Here is a 13,903-nt window from a genome sequence, read left to right on the forward strand (position 1 = left end):
TTATTGCTGGGCCGTGGCGGCCGGCGCGGGCGCAGCCGCAGCGGCCTGACGCACCGGCGCGACGATGCGCACGATGGTGCCACCCTGGGCTTCGTAGTCTTCCGAGCCGGCGGCGCCGGCCACCTTGAAGCCCTTGGTCGCGAGCAGATCGCCGACCGCGCCGGCGCGATGCGCATGGTTCGACACGGTGATGATCTGGCGGTCCTTCGGGATGAAGTCGAGGCGCTGCTCGATCTCCTTGACCTGGATGTTGAGGAACACCGGCCAGCTGCCCTTGGCCACGATCTCGTCGGGGCGGCGCACGTCGAGGAACACGATCTTCTTGGGCGAGGCGAGCAGCTTGTCGATGTCGGCGCGGCTCAGGCGCTTGGTCTTGTAGTTCCACACGTCGGCGGCCGGTGCGGCCGGTGCGGCGGCGGTGGCGGCCGGCGCGGCCGTGGGCGCAGCCTGCTGCGCAAAGCTCGCCGAAGCGGCAAAACCGAGGACGAGCGCGGCGACAAGGCGGGCGGACAGCTTCATTGGACTGGCTTTCGTTGTGCGAGGAAAAGGCCGGTCGATCAGCAACTCCCGGGCCACGGCGGCACCCCTGGGAAAGCCGGCGCGGCGCTGCTGGCAATCCAGCAATCGTGCTGCAACGACAGCATGCAAACCCGGCCCGATGCTGATGCGCGGGCAGGCTGTCGCGTCTTCACCAGGGGGTTCGATGGCATGAAGGCTGCAATGACGGTCCGGTTAAACCTTTGCGGCACCCCGTCCAATGTGGATCGTCCGACTCGCGCTGCGGCGCCCCTACACCTTCATCGTCGCCGCGCTGCTCATCGTGCTGGCGACGCCGTTTGCGCTCCAGCGCACGCCGGTCGACGTCTTCCCCGAAGTGGACATTCCAGCCGCCGCCATCCTGCTCGGCTACAACGGCCTGCCGGCCAAGGAGATGGCCGACCGCATCGTGATTCCGGTCGAGCGCAACCTCGCCAATTCGGTCAGCGACATGGAGCATGTCGAGTCGCAGACCATGGCCGGGCTCGGCGTCATCAAGGTGTTCTTCCAGCCCAATGTCGATTCGGCCACCGCCATCTCGCAGCTGGTGGCCAGCACCCAGGCCGCGCTGCGCTCGCTGCCGCCGGGCGCCACGCCGCCGACCATCGTCAAGTACTCGGCATCCAATCTGCCGATCATGCAGATCGGCGTCAGCAGCAAGACGCTGAGCGACGGTGAACTCAACGACACCGCGTTCAACGAGCTGCGCCCGCGTCTGGTCACGATTCCGGGGCTGGCCATCACCGCGCCCTACGGCGGCCGGTTCCGGCAGGTGTCCATCGACATCGACACGCCGGCACTCACCGCGCGCGGCCTCACGCCGGTGGACGTGGTCAATGCGCTGAGCACCCAGAACCTCACGCTGCCGACCGGCACCGCCAAGCTCGGCGAGACCGAATTCAACATCGCGCTCAACGGCTCGCTGCCGACCATTGCCGCGCTCGGCGACATCCCGATCCGCCGCGTCAACGGCAACACCGTCTACGTGCGCGACGTGGCCCAGGTGCGCGACGGCGCCCAGCCGCCATCGACCGTGGTGCGGCGCGACGGCGAGCGCGGCATGCTGATGACGCTGATGAAGAACGGCGGCGCCTCCACGCTCGACATCCTGCGCGACGTGCATGCGGCGCTGCCCAAGGCCATCGCCAATCTGCCCGAGGACATCGAGGTGACGGCGCTGGCCGACCAGTCGGTATTCGTCAAGGCGGCGATCCGCAACGTGGTCGAGGAGGCGCTGATCGCCTCGCTGCTGACGGTGGCGCTGATCCTGCTGTTCCTCGGCAACTGGCGCAGCACCGCGATCATCGCGATCTCGATTCCGCTCGCGATCCTGAGCGCGATCCTGCTGCTGCATCTCACCGGCCAGACCATCAACATCATGACGCTGGGCGGACTGGCGCTGGCGGTCGGCATCCTGGTCGACGACGCCACGGTCGAGATCGAGAACGTCGAGCGCCATCTGCACATGGGCAAGCGCGCGCATGACGCCATCCTCGACGGCGCGGCCGAGATCGCCACGCCGGCCTTCGTGTCCACGCTGTGCATCTGCATCGTGTTCCTGCCGATGTTCCTGCTCACCGGCGTGGCGCGCACGCTGTTCGTGCCGCTGGCGCTGGCGGTGGTCTACGCGATGCTCGCGTCCTGGGTGCTGTCGCGCACGCTGGTGCCCACACTCGTCATGTACCTGATGCGCGCGCGCAATCGCGGCGTGCCTGCGGCCAAGCCCAATGCGCTGCGCCGCGTGCATCTGGCCTTCGACCGCTTCTTCGAGCGGCTGCGCGCCGGCTATGCGGCGACGCTGGCCGCGCTGCTGCAACGAAAGATGCTTTTCGGCAGCCTCTTCCTGCTGTTCTGCATCGGCTCGCTCGGGCTGTCCGGGCAGCTCGGGCGCGACTTCTTCCCCACCGTGGATGCGGGCCAGATCCGGCTGCATGTGCGCGCGCCGGTCGCCACGCGCGTGGAGGAAATGCCCCAGCTCGCCGACCGCATCGAGGCCGGCATCCGGCGCGCGGTCGGTGCCGGCCAGATCGCCAGCATCATCGACATCGTCGGCGGCCCCTACACGCCCTACAACACGCTCTACAACAACAACGGCACGCACGATTCCAGCGACATCGAGGTGCTGGTGAGTCTGGCGCCCGGCCATGCGCCGACGCGCGAACACATCCGTGCGCTGCGCGCCGCCCTGCCGCACGACTTTCCGGGCGTGGAGTTCTATTTCCAGCCGGCCGATCCGGTCGCGCAGACGCTCAACTTCGGCCTGTCGGCGCCGATCGACATCCAGTTCACCGGCAACAAGACGGCCGAGAACCTGGAGCTGGCCGGCAGCCTGCTGCGCGACATCCGGCGCATCGACGGCGCGGTCGACGCGACGCTCTACCAGCGCTTCAACCGGCCCACGCTGTCGCTTGAAATGGATCGCACGCGGCTGATGCAGACCGGCGTGCAGGCGCGCGACATTGCGCAGAACCTGCTGATCTCGCTGAGTTCCAGCTACCAGACCGCGCAGACGCAATGGCTCAACCCGGCCAACGGCAGTGTCTACAACGTGGCCGTGCAATCGCGCCAGCACGAGATCGACAGCCTCGACGCGCTTCTGCAACTGCCGGTGTTCGCGCCCGGCAACCTGCCCGGCGACGGCACGCCGCGCGCCACGCAGCGGCTCGGCGATCTGGTGCAGGTCAAGCCCACGGCCCAGCCGGCGGTGGTGTCGCGCTACAACATCGCGCCGGTGCTCGACATCCTCGTCAATGTCGACGGCCGCGATCTGGGCGCGGTGCATGCCGACATCCAGCAGCGCATCGACGAGCTGCGGCCCAGGCTGCCGCGCGGCAGCGACATCGTCGTGCGCGGCCAGGTCACGACCATGCAGCAGGCCTTCTCCGAGCTGGGCCTGGGCGTGGCGCTCGCGGTGGTGCTGGTCTATCTGCTCATCGTCGTCAATTTCCAGAGCTGGACCGACGCCGCGATCATCGTCGCGGGTCTGCCGGCGGCGCTGGCCGGCATCGCCTGGATGCTGTTCCTGACCGGCACCTCGCTGTCGGTGCCGGCGCTGACCGGCGCGATCATGACCATGGGCGTCGCCACGGCCAACAGCATTCTGGTGGTGAGCTTTGCGCGCGAGCGGCTGGCCGCCGGCGTGCCGGCCCAGCGCGCCGCGCTCGATGCCGGCGCCACCCGGCTGCGCCCGGTGCTGATGACAGCGCTTGCAATGATGATCGGCATGCTGCCGATGGCGCTCGGCGCCGGCGAAGGCGGCGAGCAGAACGCGCCGCTCGGCCGTGCCGTCATCGGCGGGCTGGCCTTCGCCACGCTGTCCACCCTCGTCTTCGTGCCGCTGGTGTTTGCCGGCGTGCATGGCTGGCGCGCCCGCCGCACGCCGGCGGCGCAGGGCGATGCGGCGCACGGCGCCCATCCCGCCCACGGCCTGGCCACCGCGCGCAATGACGCTGCCGGTCTGGCCGATGCGCATCCCGCCCTTTCCTCCTCGGCTCCCACATGACCCAAGAACAACACGGCAGCGCCGAACCGCGCGCGCTGCGCCATGCCGGCTGGATCGCCGGCGCCGTCCTGCTCACGCTGGCCGCCGGCGCCGCCGTGCGCGTGGCCGCCTCGGCGCGCCACGACCAGACGCTGGCCGACAGCACCGCCGCCAGCGCCGCGCGCAGCGTGCTGGTCGCGCATGCGCGGCCGGCCGAAGGCAAGCGCACCCTGGCCCTGCCCGGCAGCCTGCGCGGTCAGGTCGAGGCCCAGCTGTATGCGCGCACCAATGGCTATCTCAAGCGCTGGAACAAGGACCTGGGCGACCGGGTGCGCAAGGGCGAGGTGCTGGCGGTGATCGACGCGCCCGAGACCGAGCAGGAGCTGGCCCAGGCCCGCGCCGCACGCGAGCAGGTGCAGGCGCGGCTCGGGCTGGCCGAGACCACGCTCGTGCGCTGGCGCGATCTGCGCACCCGCGATGCGGTCTCGCAGCAGGAAGTGGACGAGCGCGCCGCCGCGCTGCGCAGCGCCCAGGCCGATCTGGCCGCCGCCGATGCCAATCTGCGCCGGCTTGAGCAGCTGCTGTCGTTCCGCCAGATCGTCGCGCCCTTCGACGGCGTGGTGACGCGGCGCAATGTCGAGATCGGCGCGCTGGTCAGCGCCGGCAATACCGGCAGCGCGCGCGAGCTGTTCCGGCTGGTGCAGACCGATCCGCTGCGCGTGGGCGTAGCGGTGCCGCAGGTCAATGCCGGCGACGTGCGCGTGGGCCAGGAAGTCACGCTGCGGCTGCTGGAGCGGCCGGGCCAGCCGATCAAGGGCAGGATCGCGCGCACTGCCGGCGTGGTCGATGCCGACAGCCGCGCGATGACGGTGGAAGTGGATGTGCCCAATCCCGACGGCAAGCTGCTGCCCGGCGCCTATGTGGAAGTGGCGCTCGGCCTGGCCGGCGGCGCGCGCAATCTGGTGGTGCCGGCGGCGGCGCTGCAATACCGCCAGGACGGGCCGCGGCTTGCGCTGGTCGATGCCGACGGCCGGGTCGAGCTGCGCGGCGTCAAGCTCGGCCGCGATCTGGGCAAGGCGGTGGAAGTGGTCGGCGGACTCAAGGCCGAAGACCGCTTCGTGCTCAATCCGCACGACTCGATCGAGGCCGGCGAAACGGTGCTGGCCACCGACGCGCCGCTGCCCGAACCCGCCGGCAAGGACGGCAAGGACGCTGGCCCGAAGGACGGCAAGCCCGACGCGGGGAAGGCCGACGGCAAGCCCGAGGCGGCCAACGGCGGCGGCAAGCCCGACGCCGCTGGCGCCGCCAGGCCCGGAGCGCGCTCGTGAGGTCTGCCTGTCTCGCGCTGCCGATGCTGGCGGCGCTGCTGGCCGGCTGTGCCGGCACGCCGGTCGCGGCGCCGCCCGCGCCGCTCGCCCTGGCCCAGGCCCAGGCCGCCGACAACTGGACCTCGCCGCTGCCGTGGACGCCGGCCCGGCCCGCCGCCGACCGCGCCAAGGGCGACTGGTGGCGCGTGTTCGGCGATGTCGAACTCGACGCCCTGGTGGCGCGCGCCGAACGCGACAGCGCCAGCATCGAGGGCTTTGCCGCGCGGCTGCGTCAGGCCCGCGCCGGCAGCAATCTGGCGCGCGCCGCCACGCTGCCGCGCCTGGACGCGACCGGTCGCATCGCGCGCCAGCAGACCTCGGCCAATCGCCCGGCCGGCAGCTATGGCGCGCGCAGCAGCTCGACCACGCAGAACGATTCGGCGCTCGGGCTGGCGGCCAGCTATGAGCTCGACCTGTTCGACCGCATCGGCAACGAGATCGCCAGCGCCGACGCCGGCAGCGCGCAATTCGCCGCCGATCTGGCCAATGCGCGGCTGGTGCTGGCCGCCGATCTGGCCGCCGGCTATTTCACGCTGCGCCAGATCGATGCCGAGATCGAGGTGGTCGAGCAGAGCATCGCGGCCCAGTCCCAGGCGGTCGACGTGCTCCAGGCGCGCCATGACGGCGGCGCCGCCTCCGGCCTCGATCTGGCCCAGCAGCAGGCCCAGCTCGACGCCACCCGCACCCAGCTCGACCTCCTGCGGCGTCAGCGTCCGCTGGCCGAACATGCGCTCGCCACGCTGAGCGGCGCGCCGGCCGGCAGCCTGGCCATCGCGCCGCGTGCCGACTGGGCGCCCGCGCCGCCGGTAGTGCCGCTCGGCCTGCCGTCCGAGGTGCTCCAGCGCCGGCCCGACGTGGCCGCAGCCCAGGCCGGCGTGGCCGCCGCCAATGCCCAGATCGGCATCGCGCGCGCCGGCTTCTTCCCGAGCCTGGTGCTGGGCGCCAATGCCGGCCTCGACAGCCGCGATCTGGCCCGGCTGCTCGACGGCCCGAGCCTGCTCTGGTCGCTCGGCGCGAATGTGGCGCAGACGGTGTTCGACGGCGGCCGCAACCAGGCCCGGCTCGACGCCGCCCGCGCCGCGCATGAAGCCGCCAGCGCCGGCTATCGCCAGACCGTGCTGCGCGCCCTGCAGGACGTGGAAGACGGCCTCGCCAGCCTCGATGCGCTGGCCCGCGCCGCCGCCAGCGCCGAAGCCGCCAGCGCCAGCGCCGGCCGCGCGCTCGCCATCGCCGAAGCGCGTCAGGCCGGCGGCCTCGCCACCTGGCTCGACGTGGTGGCGGCACGCCAGCGCCTGCTCGATGCGCGCCGGCTTTCGACCCAGATTCGCGGCCAGCAGCTCGTGACCACGGCCTATCTGGTCAAGGCGCTCGGCGGCGGCTGGCGCGGTGAGGAACTGGCGCTGCGCTGATCGACCGGCCCGCGGCGGCAGGGCTGCTGCAAAAGCAGCAGCTCACATCCGCAGTGGCACTTATTCAGCAAAGAAAGCCGGATGAAAGGCGAATTTCTGCGGGCAAACACGCAAAAATGCATGGCACGGCTCTGGCGATAGCTGCCGTCAAGCCCGCACCGTTTTCGGGCCGGTCGATCCGTCGACTGCGTCGACACCCAACCTCGAAGGAAAGATTGATGAAAGCCCCCAGCCTCCTGCGCCGCGCCATTCTCGCCGCCGCGATCGGCGCCATGAGCGTGACCGCCATGGCCAAGGACATCACCCTGCTCAACGTGTCTTACGACCCGACGCGCGAGCTTTACCAGGAATACAACGCCGCCTTCGCCAAGTACTGGAAGGCCAAGACCGGCGACAACGTGACCGTCAAGGCTTCGCACGGCGGTTCGGGCAAGCAGGCGCGCGCGGTGATCGACGGCCTCGAAGCCGACGTGGTCACGCTGGCGCTGGCCTATGACATCGACGCCATCGCGACCGAAGGCGGCAAGCAGGTCGCCGCCGACTGGCAGACCAAGTTCAAGCACAACTCCACGCCCTACACCTCGACCATCATCTTCCTGGTCCGCAAGGGCAATCCCAAGGGCATCAAGGACTGGAGCGACCTCATCAAGCCGGGCGTGGCCAGCATCACCGCCAATCCCAAGACCTCGGGCGGCGCGCGCTGGGGTTATCTGGCTGCCTACGGTTGGGCGCTCAAGGCCAACGGCGGCGACGACGCCAAGGCGCGCGACTACATCAAGAAGGTGTTTGCCAGCGTGCCGGTGCTCGACTCGGGCGCGCGCGGCGCGACGGTGAGCTTTGCCGAACGCGGCATCGGCGACGTGCTGTTCTCGTGGGAAAACGAGGCCGATCTGGTGCTGAAGGAATTCGGCCGCGACAAGTTCGACATCGTCTATCCGTCGTCGAGCATCCTGGCCGAGCCGCCGGTCGCCGTGGTCGACAAGGTGGTCGACCGCCGCGGCACGCGCGAGGTGGCCACCGCCTACCTCGAATACCTGTACTCGCCCGAAGGCCAGGACATCGCCGGCAAGAACTTCTACCGCCCGACCGAACCGGCCGCCGCCGCCAAGTACGCGAGCCAGTTCCCCAAGATCAGCCTGTTCACGATCAATGACGTGTTCGGCGGCTGGACCAAGGCGCAGAAGACCCACTTCGCCGACGGCGGCGTGTTCGACCAGATCTACCAGCCGAAGTAATTCGGACCGGCAGCGCCGCTCGCGGCGCGCATCGGGCTTCGGCGGCTGCGGCCGCCGAAGTCGTTTCTGGCGTCAGGCGATCGCCGGATAGCTGCCCGTGCCCTCGGGCCAGGGCGTCAGCACCTCGAAGCCCTCGGGCGTGACCGCCACCATGTGCTCCCACTGCGCCGACAGCGAGCGGTCGCGCGTCACCACGGTCCAGCCATCGCCGAGCGACTTGGTCTCGCGCTTGCCGGCGTTGATCATGGGCTCGATGGTGAAGATCATCCCGGCCTCCAGCCGCAGCCCCTCGCCGCGCTTGCCGTAATGCAGCACCTGGGGCTCGTCGTGATAGGTGCGGCCGATGCCGTGACCGCAGTACTCGCGCACCACGCTGAAACCCTCGCGATGCGCAACGGTCTGGATCGCATGACCGATGTCGCCGAGCGTGGCGCCGGGCCGCACCGCGCGGATGCCGGCGACCATCGCCTCGTAGGTGGTGTCGACCAGCCGGCGCGCCAGCGGGCTCGGCTCGCCAACGAAGTACATGCGGCTCGAATCGCCGAACCAGCCGTCCTTCACCACCGCCACGTCGATGTTGACGATGTCGCCCTTCTTGAGCACCCGCGTCTCGGACGGGATGCCGTGGCAGACCACATGGTTGACCGAGGCGCAGATGGTCTTGGGATAGCCGTGATAGCCCACATTGGCCGGCACCGCCCGCTGCACGTCCACGATGTAGCGGTGGCAGATGCGGTCCAGCTCCTCGGTGGTGACGCCGGGCTTCACATGCTCGCCGATCATCAGCAGCAGCTCGGCGGCCAGCTTGCCGGCGGCGCGCGCCATGGCGATTTCCTCGGGCGTGCGCACGAGATGGGCGGTCTTGCTCATGCGCCGCTCCCGACGCCGTCGGCGATGACCAGCGGACCGGTCTCGCCGGTCTGGCTGGCGCGCAGCAGCAGCTTGCTGATGTCGGCATAGCAAAGCTCGGGATGCAGCTCGGCCAGCATGCCGACGCGCATCCAGTGCTCGGCCTGGGCATTGATGGATCGGCTGAGCGCGCCGCTGGCGACGCGCAGATTGGCGTGCATCTGCTCGGAGATCTTCACGATTCCCATGGGTTGAAGCCTTATACGGTCTGTATACGAACCGTATGCTAACCCAGCGCCGCGATCACTCCGCGCCAAGCCGTGCAAGCTTTTGCAGCAGCTCGACCAGCATCAGCGATTCGCCCGGGCTCAGCTCGGCGAAGGCGTCCTTCTCCATGCGCTGGGCGATGGCGCGCGCGCGCAGGGCCAGGTCGCGGCCGGCGTCGGTGAGTTGCACGGTCTGGGCCCGGCGGTCGGTCTCGCTGCGCACTCGCACGACGATGCCGCGCCGCACGCAGCGGTCGAGCAGGATGGTCATGTTGGGCGCCGAGATCGCCAGCAGATCGGACAGTTGGGTCTGGGTCACGTCCTCGTTGGTCGACAGCAGCATGAGGATGGTGAACTCGACCGGGCGCAGATCGAGCGGCTCGCCGATCGAGCGCATGAAGATCGCGGCAGTGGCGATCCGCGCGCGCGCCAGGTGGTAGCCGATGGAGTCGGCGAGCCAGGACTGGTCGAGCGCCGGCCGGCGCGCGGCGCGACGCCGGGCCGGTGCGGCATCGGCCGGGCCCGCGCCGGCCGGCGCATCGGCGCCGCCGGCCTCGTCCGTCAGCGCTGCCGGGCTGCCGATGGCGGCAGCTGCCACCGCTGCCCCAGCCACCGTCGCCGGCCTGCCCGCCGCTGTCTGCGCCACCGCGCCGGCCCGCTTTCTCGTCGCCATCGTCCCTTGCCTCGCTGCTGCCCCGTCGCGGGGCCGAAGCCGCGATTGTCCGTGATCGGCCGGGCCGGACCGCGATGTGCCGCAAGCCGGCCCCAGCCCGCCAGACTCAGAACGCGTGACGCATGCCGATCATGGTGCCGAGCTGGTTCTTGCCCGCGAGCGGCGTGGTGCCGGCACCGCCGCCGCTGACCGAGTACTGGGCCAGCGCGCTGTTGGCCAGATAGCCGGTTTGCAGATAGACCGCGCTGCGCTTGGACAGCGCATAGGTGCCGCGCGCCACGCCCATCGAGGCGCTGCGGTCGCGGTCGGCATTGGTGGTGCGCAGGAACTGGGCATCGAGCACGAGGGCGGCGGTGGCCGGGTAGGACGCGCCGATGTACCAGGTCTTGGACTTGGCTTCGGTCGCGGCGGTCTCGACCTTGCGGTCGAGCCAGCCGGCGCCGAGCCGGGTGTCGCCGAGCATCACGTAGGCGCCGGCGAACAGGCGCCGGTCCTTGTCGCTGGCGCCGGTAAACGCGATGGACGGCGCGCCGTTGAAGAAGGACGCGGCGGCGCCGGTGCCGCCGCGCATCTCGTCATAGGCCACGGTCACGCCATAGGGCTTGGGCGCCCAGCGCAGCATCGCGCTCCAGTCGCGGCAGGCGGTGTTGGCGCCGGCCGTCTCGCCGGCGCAGGTGCCGGCGCCCGGCGTGCCGCCGGCAACGTCGCGGCCGAACGACCAGCTCGCATAGCCGGTGAAATCGCCAGTCGTGCCGCGATAGGTGACGGCGTTGTCGACGCGCGCATTGGGCACGCCCGGATCGACCGAGCCGAGCGCGTACACCGCCGGGCCGAGCACATCCGAATCGCCGAGCGCATAGAACATGGCGCTGTACTGGCGCCCGAACGCCACCTGGCCCCAGTTGCCGGCCAGCCCGACGAAGGCCTGCCGGCCCCAGGTGCGACCACCCTGGGCCGAGGCGCCGGTATCGAGCCCGAGGCCGGCCTCGATGGTGAAGACGGCCTTCAGCCCGTCGCCCAGATCCTCGCTGCCGCGAAAGCCGAGCCGCGACGGCAGCTCGCCGGTGACGGTCGGCACGCGCACCAGCGTCTTGTCGCCGCCGGCATGGGTCACGACCTCGATGCCGCTGTCGACCAGACCGTAGATGGTCACGTTGGTCGCGCCGGCCTGCTGGGCCTGGGCGGCGCCGGCGGCAAGCGCCAGTGCCGCGACGGGAAGCGCGCGGATGGTTTTCTTCATGGGAGTGTCTCCTCCGGTTTGGGAATGGGCGACGCCGCGTGGATGTGTTGTTGCGGGCGCGCGGGCAGGACCGCACCGCCGGACCGGCCGGTGCGACAGGAAAGGACGGGTTGCCCGAAGCGCGCGGCCTGGCGCGGTCGGGCAGCGGCGCGGGCCGGTCGGCGCAGGACGCCGGCCGGCTCAGGCCGGCGCGGTGGCGAAGCCGGCCAGCGGCGGCGGCGGCGGCGCGGGCGTGGCGGCCGGCGGCGCGACCGAACCGTGGCCGGTACCCAGATAGGTGTCGATCACGCGCGGATCGCTGGCCAGCTCGGCGGCCGGGCCGTGCAGCGCGAACTGCCCGGTCTCCAGCACATAGCCGTGATCGGCCACGGCCAGCGCGGCGCGCGCGTTCTGCTCGACCAGCAGGATGGTCACGCCGGTCGCGCGCAGGCCTTCGACGATGGTGAAGATCTCGCGCGTGACCAGCGGCGCCAGGCCCAGGCTGGGCTCGTCGAGCATCAGCAGGCGCGGCGCGCTCATGAGCGCGCGGCCCACCGCCAGCATCTGGCGCTCGCCGCCCGACAGCGTGCCGGCCAGTTGCGTGCGGCGTTCCTTCAGGCGCGGAAAGCGGGTGTAGACCTCGTCGATGCGGTCGCGCCAGCGCGGAAAGTTGCGCCGCATCTGGCGCCAGCCGCCGAGCAGCAGGTTGTCCTCGACGGTCATGCTGCCGAACAGCTCGCGCCGCTCGGGCACCAGCGCGATGCCGAGCATCACCCGCTCTTCCAGCGTGGCGCGGCCGATGTCCTGGCCGTTGAAGACGATGCTGCCGCGCGCCGGAATCGCGCCGACCAGCGCATTGAGCGTGGTCGACTTGCCGGCGCCGTTGGGCCCGATGACGGTAATCACGCCGCCGGCCGGCGCGCTGAAGTCGAGGCCGTCGAGCACCTCGGCGCGGCCATAGCCGGCGCGCAGGCCGCGCACATCGAGCAGCGGCGCGGGAGTGGATTGGGCTTGGTTCATCGCGGCGTCCTCAATGCTCGGTGCCCAGATAGGCGGCACGCACCGCCGGGCTGTTGCGCACCTCTTCGGGCGAGCCCTCGATCAGCTTGGTGCCGAATTCCATCACCACGATCCGGTCGGTCAGGCCCATCACGAAGTCCATGTCGTGCTCGACCAGCAGCAGGCTCATGCCCTCGCCGCGCAGCTGCCGCAGCACCTCGACCAGGGCGAGCTTTTCCTGGTGGCGCAGGCCGGCGGCCGGCTCGTCGAGCAGCAGCAGCGCCGGATCGAGGCAGAGCGCGCGCGCGATCTCCATCAGCCGCTGCGGCCCGAGCGCCAGATTGCCGGCCTGCTCATGCATCAGATGACCCATGCCGATGCGCAGCAGCTGGCGCTCGGCCTCGCGCAGCAGCCGGCGCTCGTCGGCCCGGTCGAGGCCGAGCAGCGCGCGCAGGATGCCGGCCGAGCCGCGCAGATGGGCGCCGAGCGCCACGTTCTCCAGCACCGTCATCTCCGGAATCATCTTGACGTGCTGGAAGCTGCGCGCGATGCCCAGCGCCGCGATCTGGCGCGACGGCGTCCGCTCGATGCGGCGGCCGGCAAAGCTCACCTCGCCCGCGCTGGCCGGCAGCACGCCGGTGAGCAGATTGAAGGTGGTCGACTTGCCGGCGCCGTTCGGGCCGATCAGCCCGACGATCTCGCCGTGACCGATGCTGAAGCTCACATCCTTGACCGCCACCAGCCCGCCGAACTGCTTGCGCAGATTGCGGGCCACCAGCAGCGGCGCGCCGTCGGCGGCGGCCGCTGCCGGCCGGGCCCGCGCCGGCAGCGGCGCGGCATCGGCCCAGTCGCGCCGGCGCTGCGGCGCCGGCCAGCGCCGCTCGACCCAGTGCCAGATGCCCTTGGGCGCGAACCTCAGCATGGCGATCAGCAGCACGCCGAACACGATCACCTCATAGCTGCCGGCGCTGCCCAGCAGCTGCGGCAGCCAGGCTTGCAGCCGGTCCTCCAGCAGCTTGACCGCCGCCGCGCCGGCAAACGCGCCCCACACCTGACCGGCGCCGCCGAGCACCGCCATGAACAGGTATTCGATGCCCATGTGCATGCCGAACGGCGACGGATTGACCGTGCGCTGGAAGTGCGCGAACAGCCAGCCCGACAGCGCCGCCAGCAGCGCCGCGATCACGAAGATGGCGGTCTTGTAGCGGAAGGTCGCGATGCCCATCGCCTCGGGCATGGTGCTGCCGCTGCGCAGCGCGCGGATCGCCCGGCCGGCGCGCGAATCGAGCAGCCGCAGCACCGCGAACGCCGCCACCAGCGCCAGCCCCCAGATCAGCCAGAACAGGCTGCGGTTGTCGCGCAACTCCAGGCCGAAGAAGCCCAGCGCCGGAATCCCGACGATGCCGTCGAACTTGCCGAGGCCGTCGACATTGCCCATCAGGAAGAACAGCGCCAGCCCCCAGCAGATGGTGGCGAGCGGCAGGTAATGGCCCGACATGCGCAGCGTGATGGCGGCCAGCAGCAGCGCCACCCCGCCTGCCACCGCCAGACTGGCCAGCAGCGCCAGCCACGGCGACAGCGCGAACTGCGTGCTCAGCAGCGCCGTGGTGTAGGCGCCGAGGCCGACGAAGGCCGCCTGCCCGAACGACGTGAGTCCGCCCACGCCGGTGAGCAGCACCACGCCCAGCACGGCGATGGAATACAGGCCGATGTAGTCGAGCTGGGTGATCCAGAACTCGGGCACCGGCAGCAGCGGCAGCAGCAGCACGACGGCCGCCAGCAGCGCCGGCGCGGCGCGGCGCAACGAGGGCCGGGCACGCGGCGGCGCGCCGGCGGCGAGATCGGCAGTGGTCTGGGCCGGGGTCATC

Annotated in this window: 11 protein-coding genes; 4 read left to right on the forward strand and 7 right to left on the reverse strand. The window is 70.9% G+C overall.

The genetic code is table 11. From position 1 onward, the window contains the following. Window positions 1-519 (reverse strand): rhodanese-like domain-containing protein, encoded by a 519-nt coding sequence (locus B9P64_RS12710; RefSeq protein ID WP_085316603.1) that lies wholly within the window; start codon window positions 517-519, stop codon window positions 1-3. Window positions 520-757: 238 nt separating this feature from the next. Here B9P64_RS12710 and B9P64_RS12715 point away from each other — a divergent pair, with 238 nt between their 5' ends. The 4 genes from B9P64_RS12715 to B9P64_RS12730 all read left to right on the forward strand — a co-directional run bounded on the left by B9P64_RS12715 (window position 758) and on the right by B9P64_RS12730 (window position 8,029). Next, complete coding sequence (locus B9P64_RS12715; RefSeq protein WP_085316604.1) at window positions 758-4,039, forward strand: efflux RND transporter permease subunit; 3,282 nt, start codon at window positions 758-760, stop codon at window positions 4,037-4,039. Continuing rightward, the gene (locus B9P64_RS12720) at window positions 4,036-5,346 is read left to right on the forward strand and encodes an efflux RND transporter periplasmic adaptor subunit (protein ID WP_085316605.1); all 1,311 of its coding nucleotides are present in this window, start codon (window positions 4,036-4,038) and stop codon (window positions 5,344-5,346) included. The genes B9P64_RS12715 and B9P64_RS12720 overlap by 4 nt, the downstream gene beginning before the upstream one ends. Continuing rightward, window positions 5,343-6,794, forward strand: a complete 1,452-nt coding sequence (locus B9P64_RS12725) for an efflux transporter outer membrane subunit (protein WP_235839995.1) — start codon at window positions 5,343-5,345, stop codon at window positions 6,792-6,794. Before B9P64_RS12720 ends, B9P64_RS12725 begins: the two co-directional genes overlap by 4 nt. 218 nt (window positions 6,795-7,012) lie before the next feature. Continuing rightward, window positions 7,013-8,029 carry a sulfate ABC transporter substrate-binding protein gene (locus B9P64_RS12730; RefSeq protein WP_085316607.1) on the forward strand — a complete coding sequence of 339 codons (1,017 nt, stop codon included), beginning with the start codon at window positions 7,013-7,015 and terminating at the stop codon, window positions 8,027-8,029. A gap of 72 nt (window positions 8,030-8,101) precedes the next feature. On the opposite strand, the gene map is transcribed toward B9P64_RS12730, so the two are convergent. From map to B9P64_RS12760, 6 genes are all read right to left on the reverse strand, one after another. Next, window positions 8,102-8,899: a type I methionyl aminopeptidase gene (gene map, locus B9P64_RS12735; RefSeq protein WP_085316608.1), complete on the reverse strand. Its 798-nt coding sequence runs from the start codon at window positions 8,897-8,899 to the stop codon at window positions 8,102-8,104. Further along, window positions 8,896-9,126, reverse strand: a complete 231-nt coding sequence (locus B9P64_RS12740) for a ParD-like family protein (RefSeq protein WP_085316609.1) — start codon at window positions 9,124-9,126, stop codon at window positions 8,896-8,898. The genes map and B9P64_RS12740 overlap by 4 nt, the downstream gene beginning before the upstream one ends. Window positions 9,127-9,181: 55 nt before the next feature. Beyond that, window positions 9,182-9,742, reverse strand: coding sequence for a MarR family winged helix-turn-helix transcriptional regulator (locus B9P64_RS12745; RefSeq protein ID WP_217808683.1), 561 nt, complete (start codon window positions 9,740-9,742; stop codon window positions 9,182-9,184). A gap of 181 nt (window positions 9,743-9,923) precedes the next feature. Continuing rightward, on the reverse strand, window positions 9,924-11,057 hold the full coding sequence (locus tag B9P64_RS12750) for a porin (RefSeq protein ID WP_085316611.1): 1,134 nt from the start codon (window positions 11,055-11,057) through the stop codon (window positions 9,924-9,926). Window positions 11,058-11,237: 180 nt separating this feature from the next. Beyond that, window positions 11,238-12,056 (reverse strand): ABC transporter ATP-binding protein, encoded by an 819-nt coding sequence (locus B9P64_RS12755; protein WP_085316612.1) that lies wholly within the window; start codon window positions 12,054-12,056, stop codon window positions 11,238-11,240. Between the two features lie 10 nt (window positions 12,057-12,066). Next, window positions 12,067-13,902: a branched-chain amino acid ABC transporter ATP-binding protein/permease gene (locus B9P64_RS12760; RefSeq protein ID WP_085316613.1), complete on the reverse strand. Its 1,836-nt coding sequence runs from the start codon at window positions 13,900-13,902 to the stop codon at window positions 12,067-12,069. Between the last annotated feature and the right edge of the window lies 1 nt (window position 13,903).

It is taken from the genome of Derxia lacustris (genome assembly GCF_002105195.1).
In the GTDB taxonomy this organism is placed as follows: domain Bacteria; phylum Pseudomonadota; class Gammaproteobacteria; order Burkholderiales; family Burkholderiaceae_E; genus Derxia; species Derxia lacustris.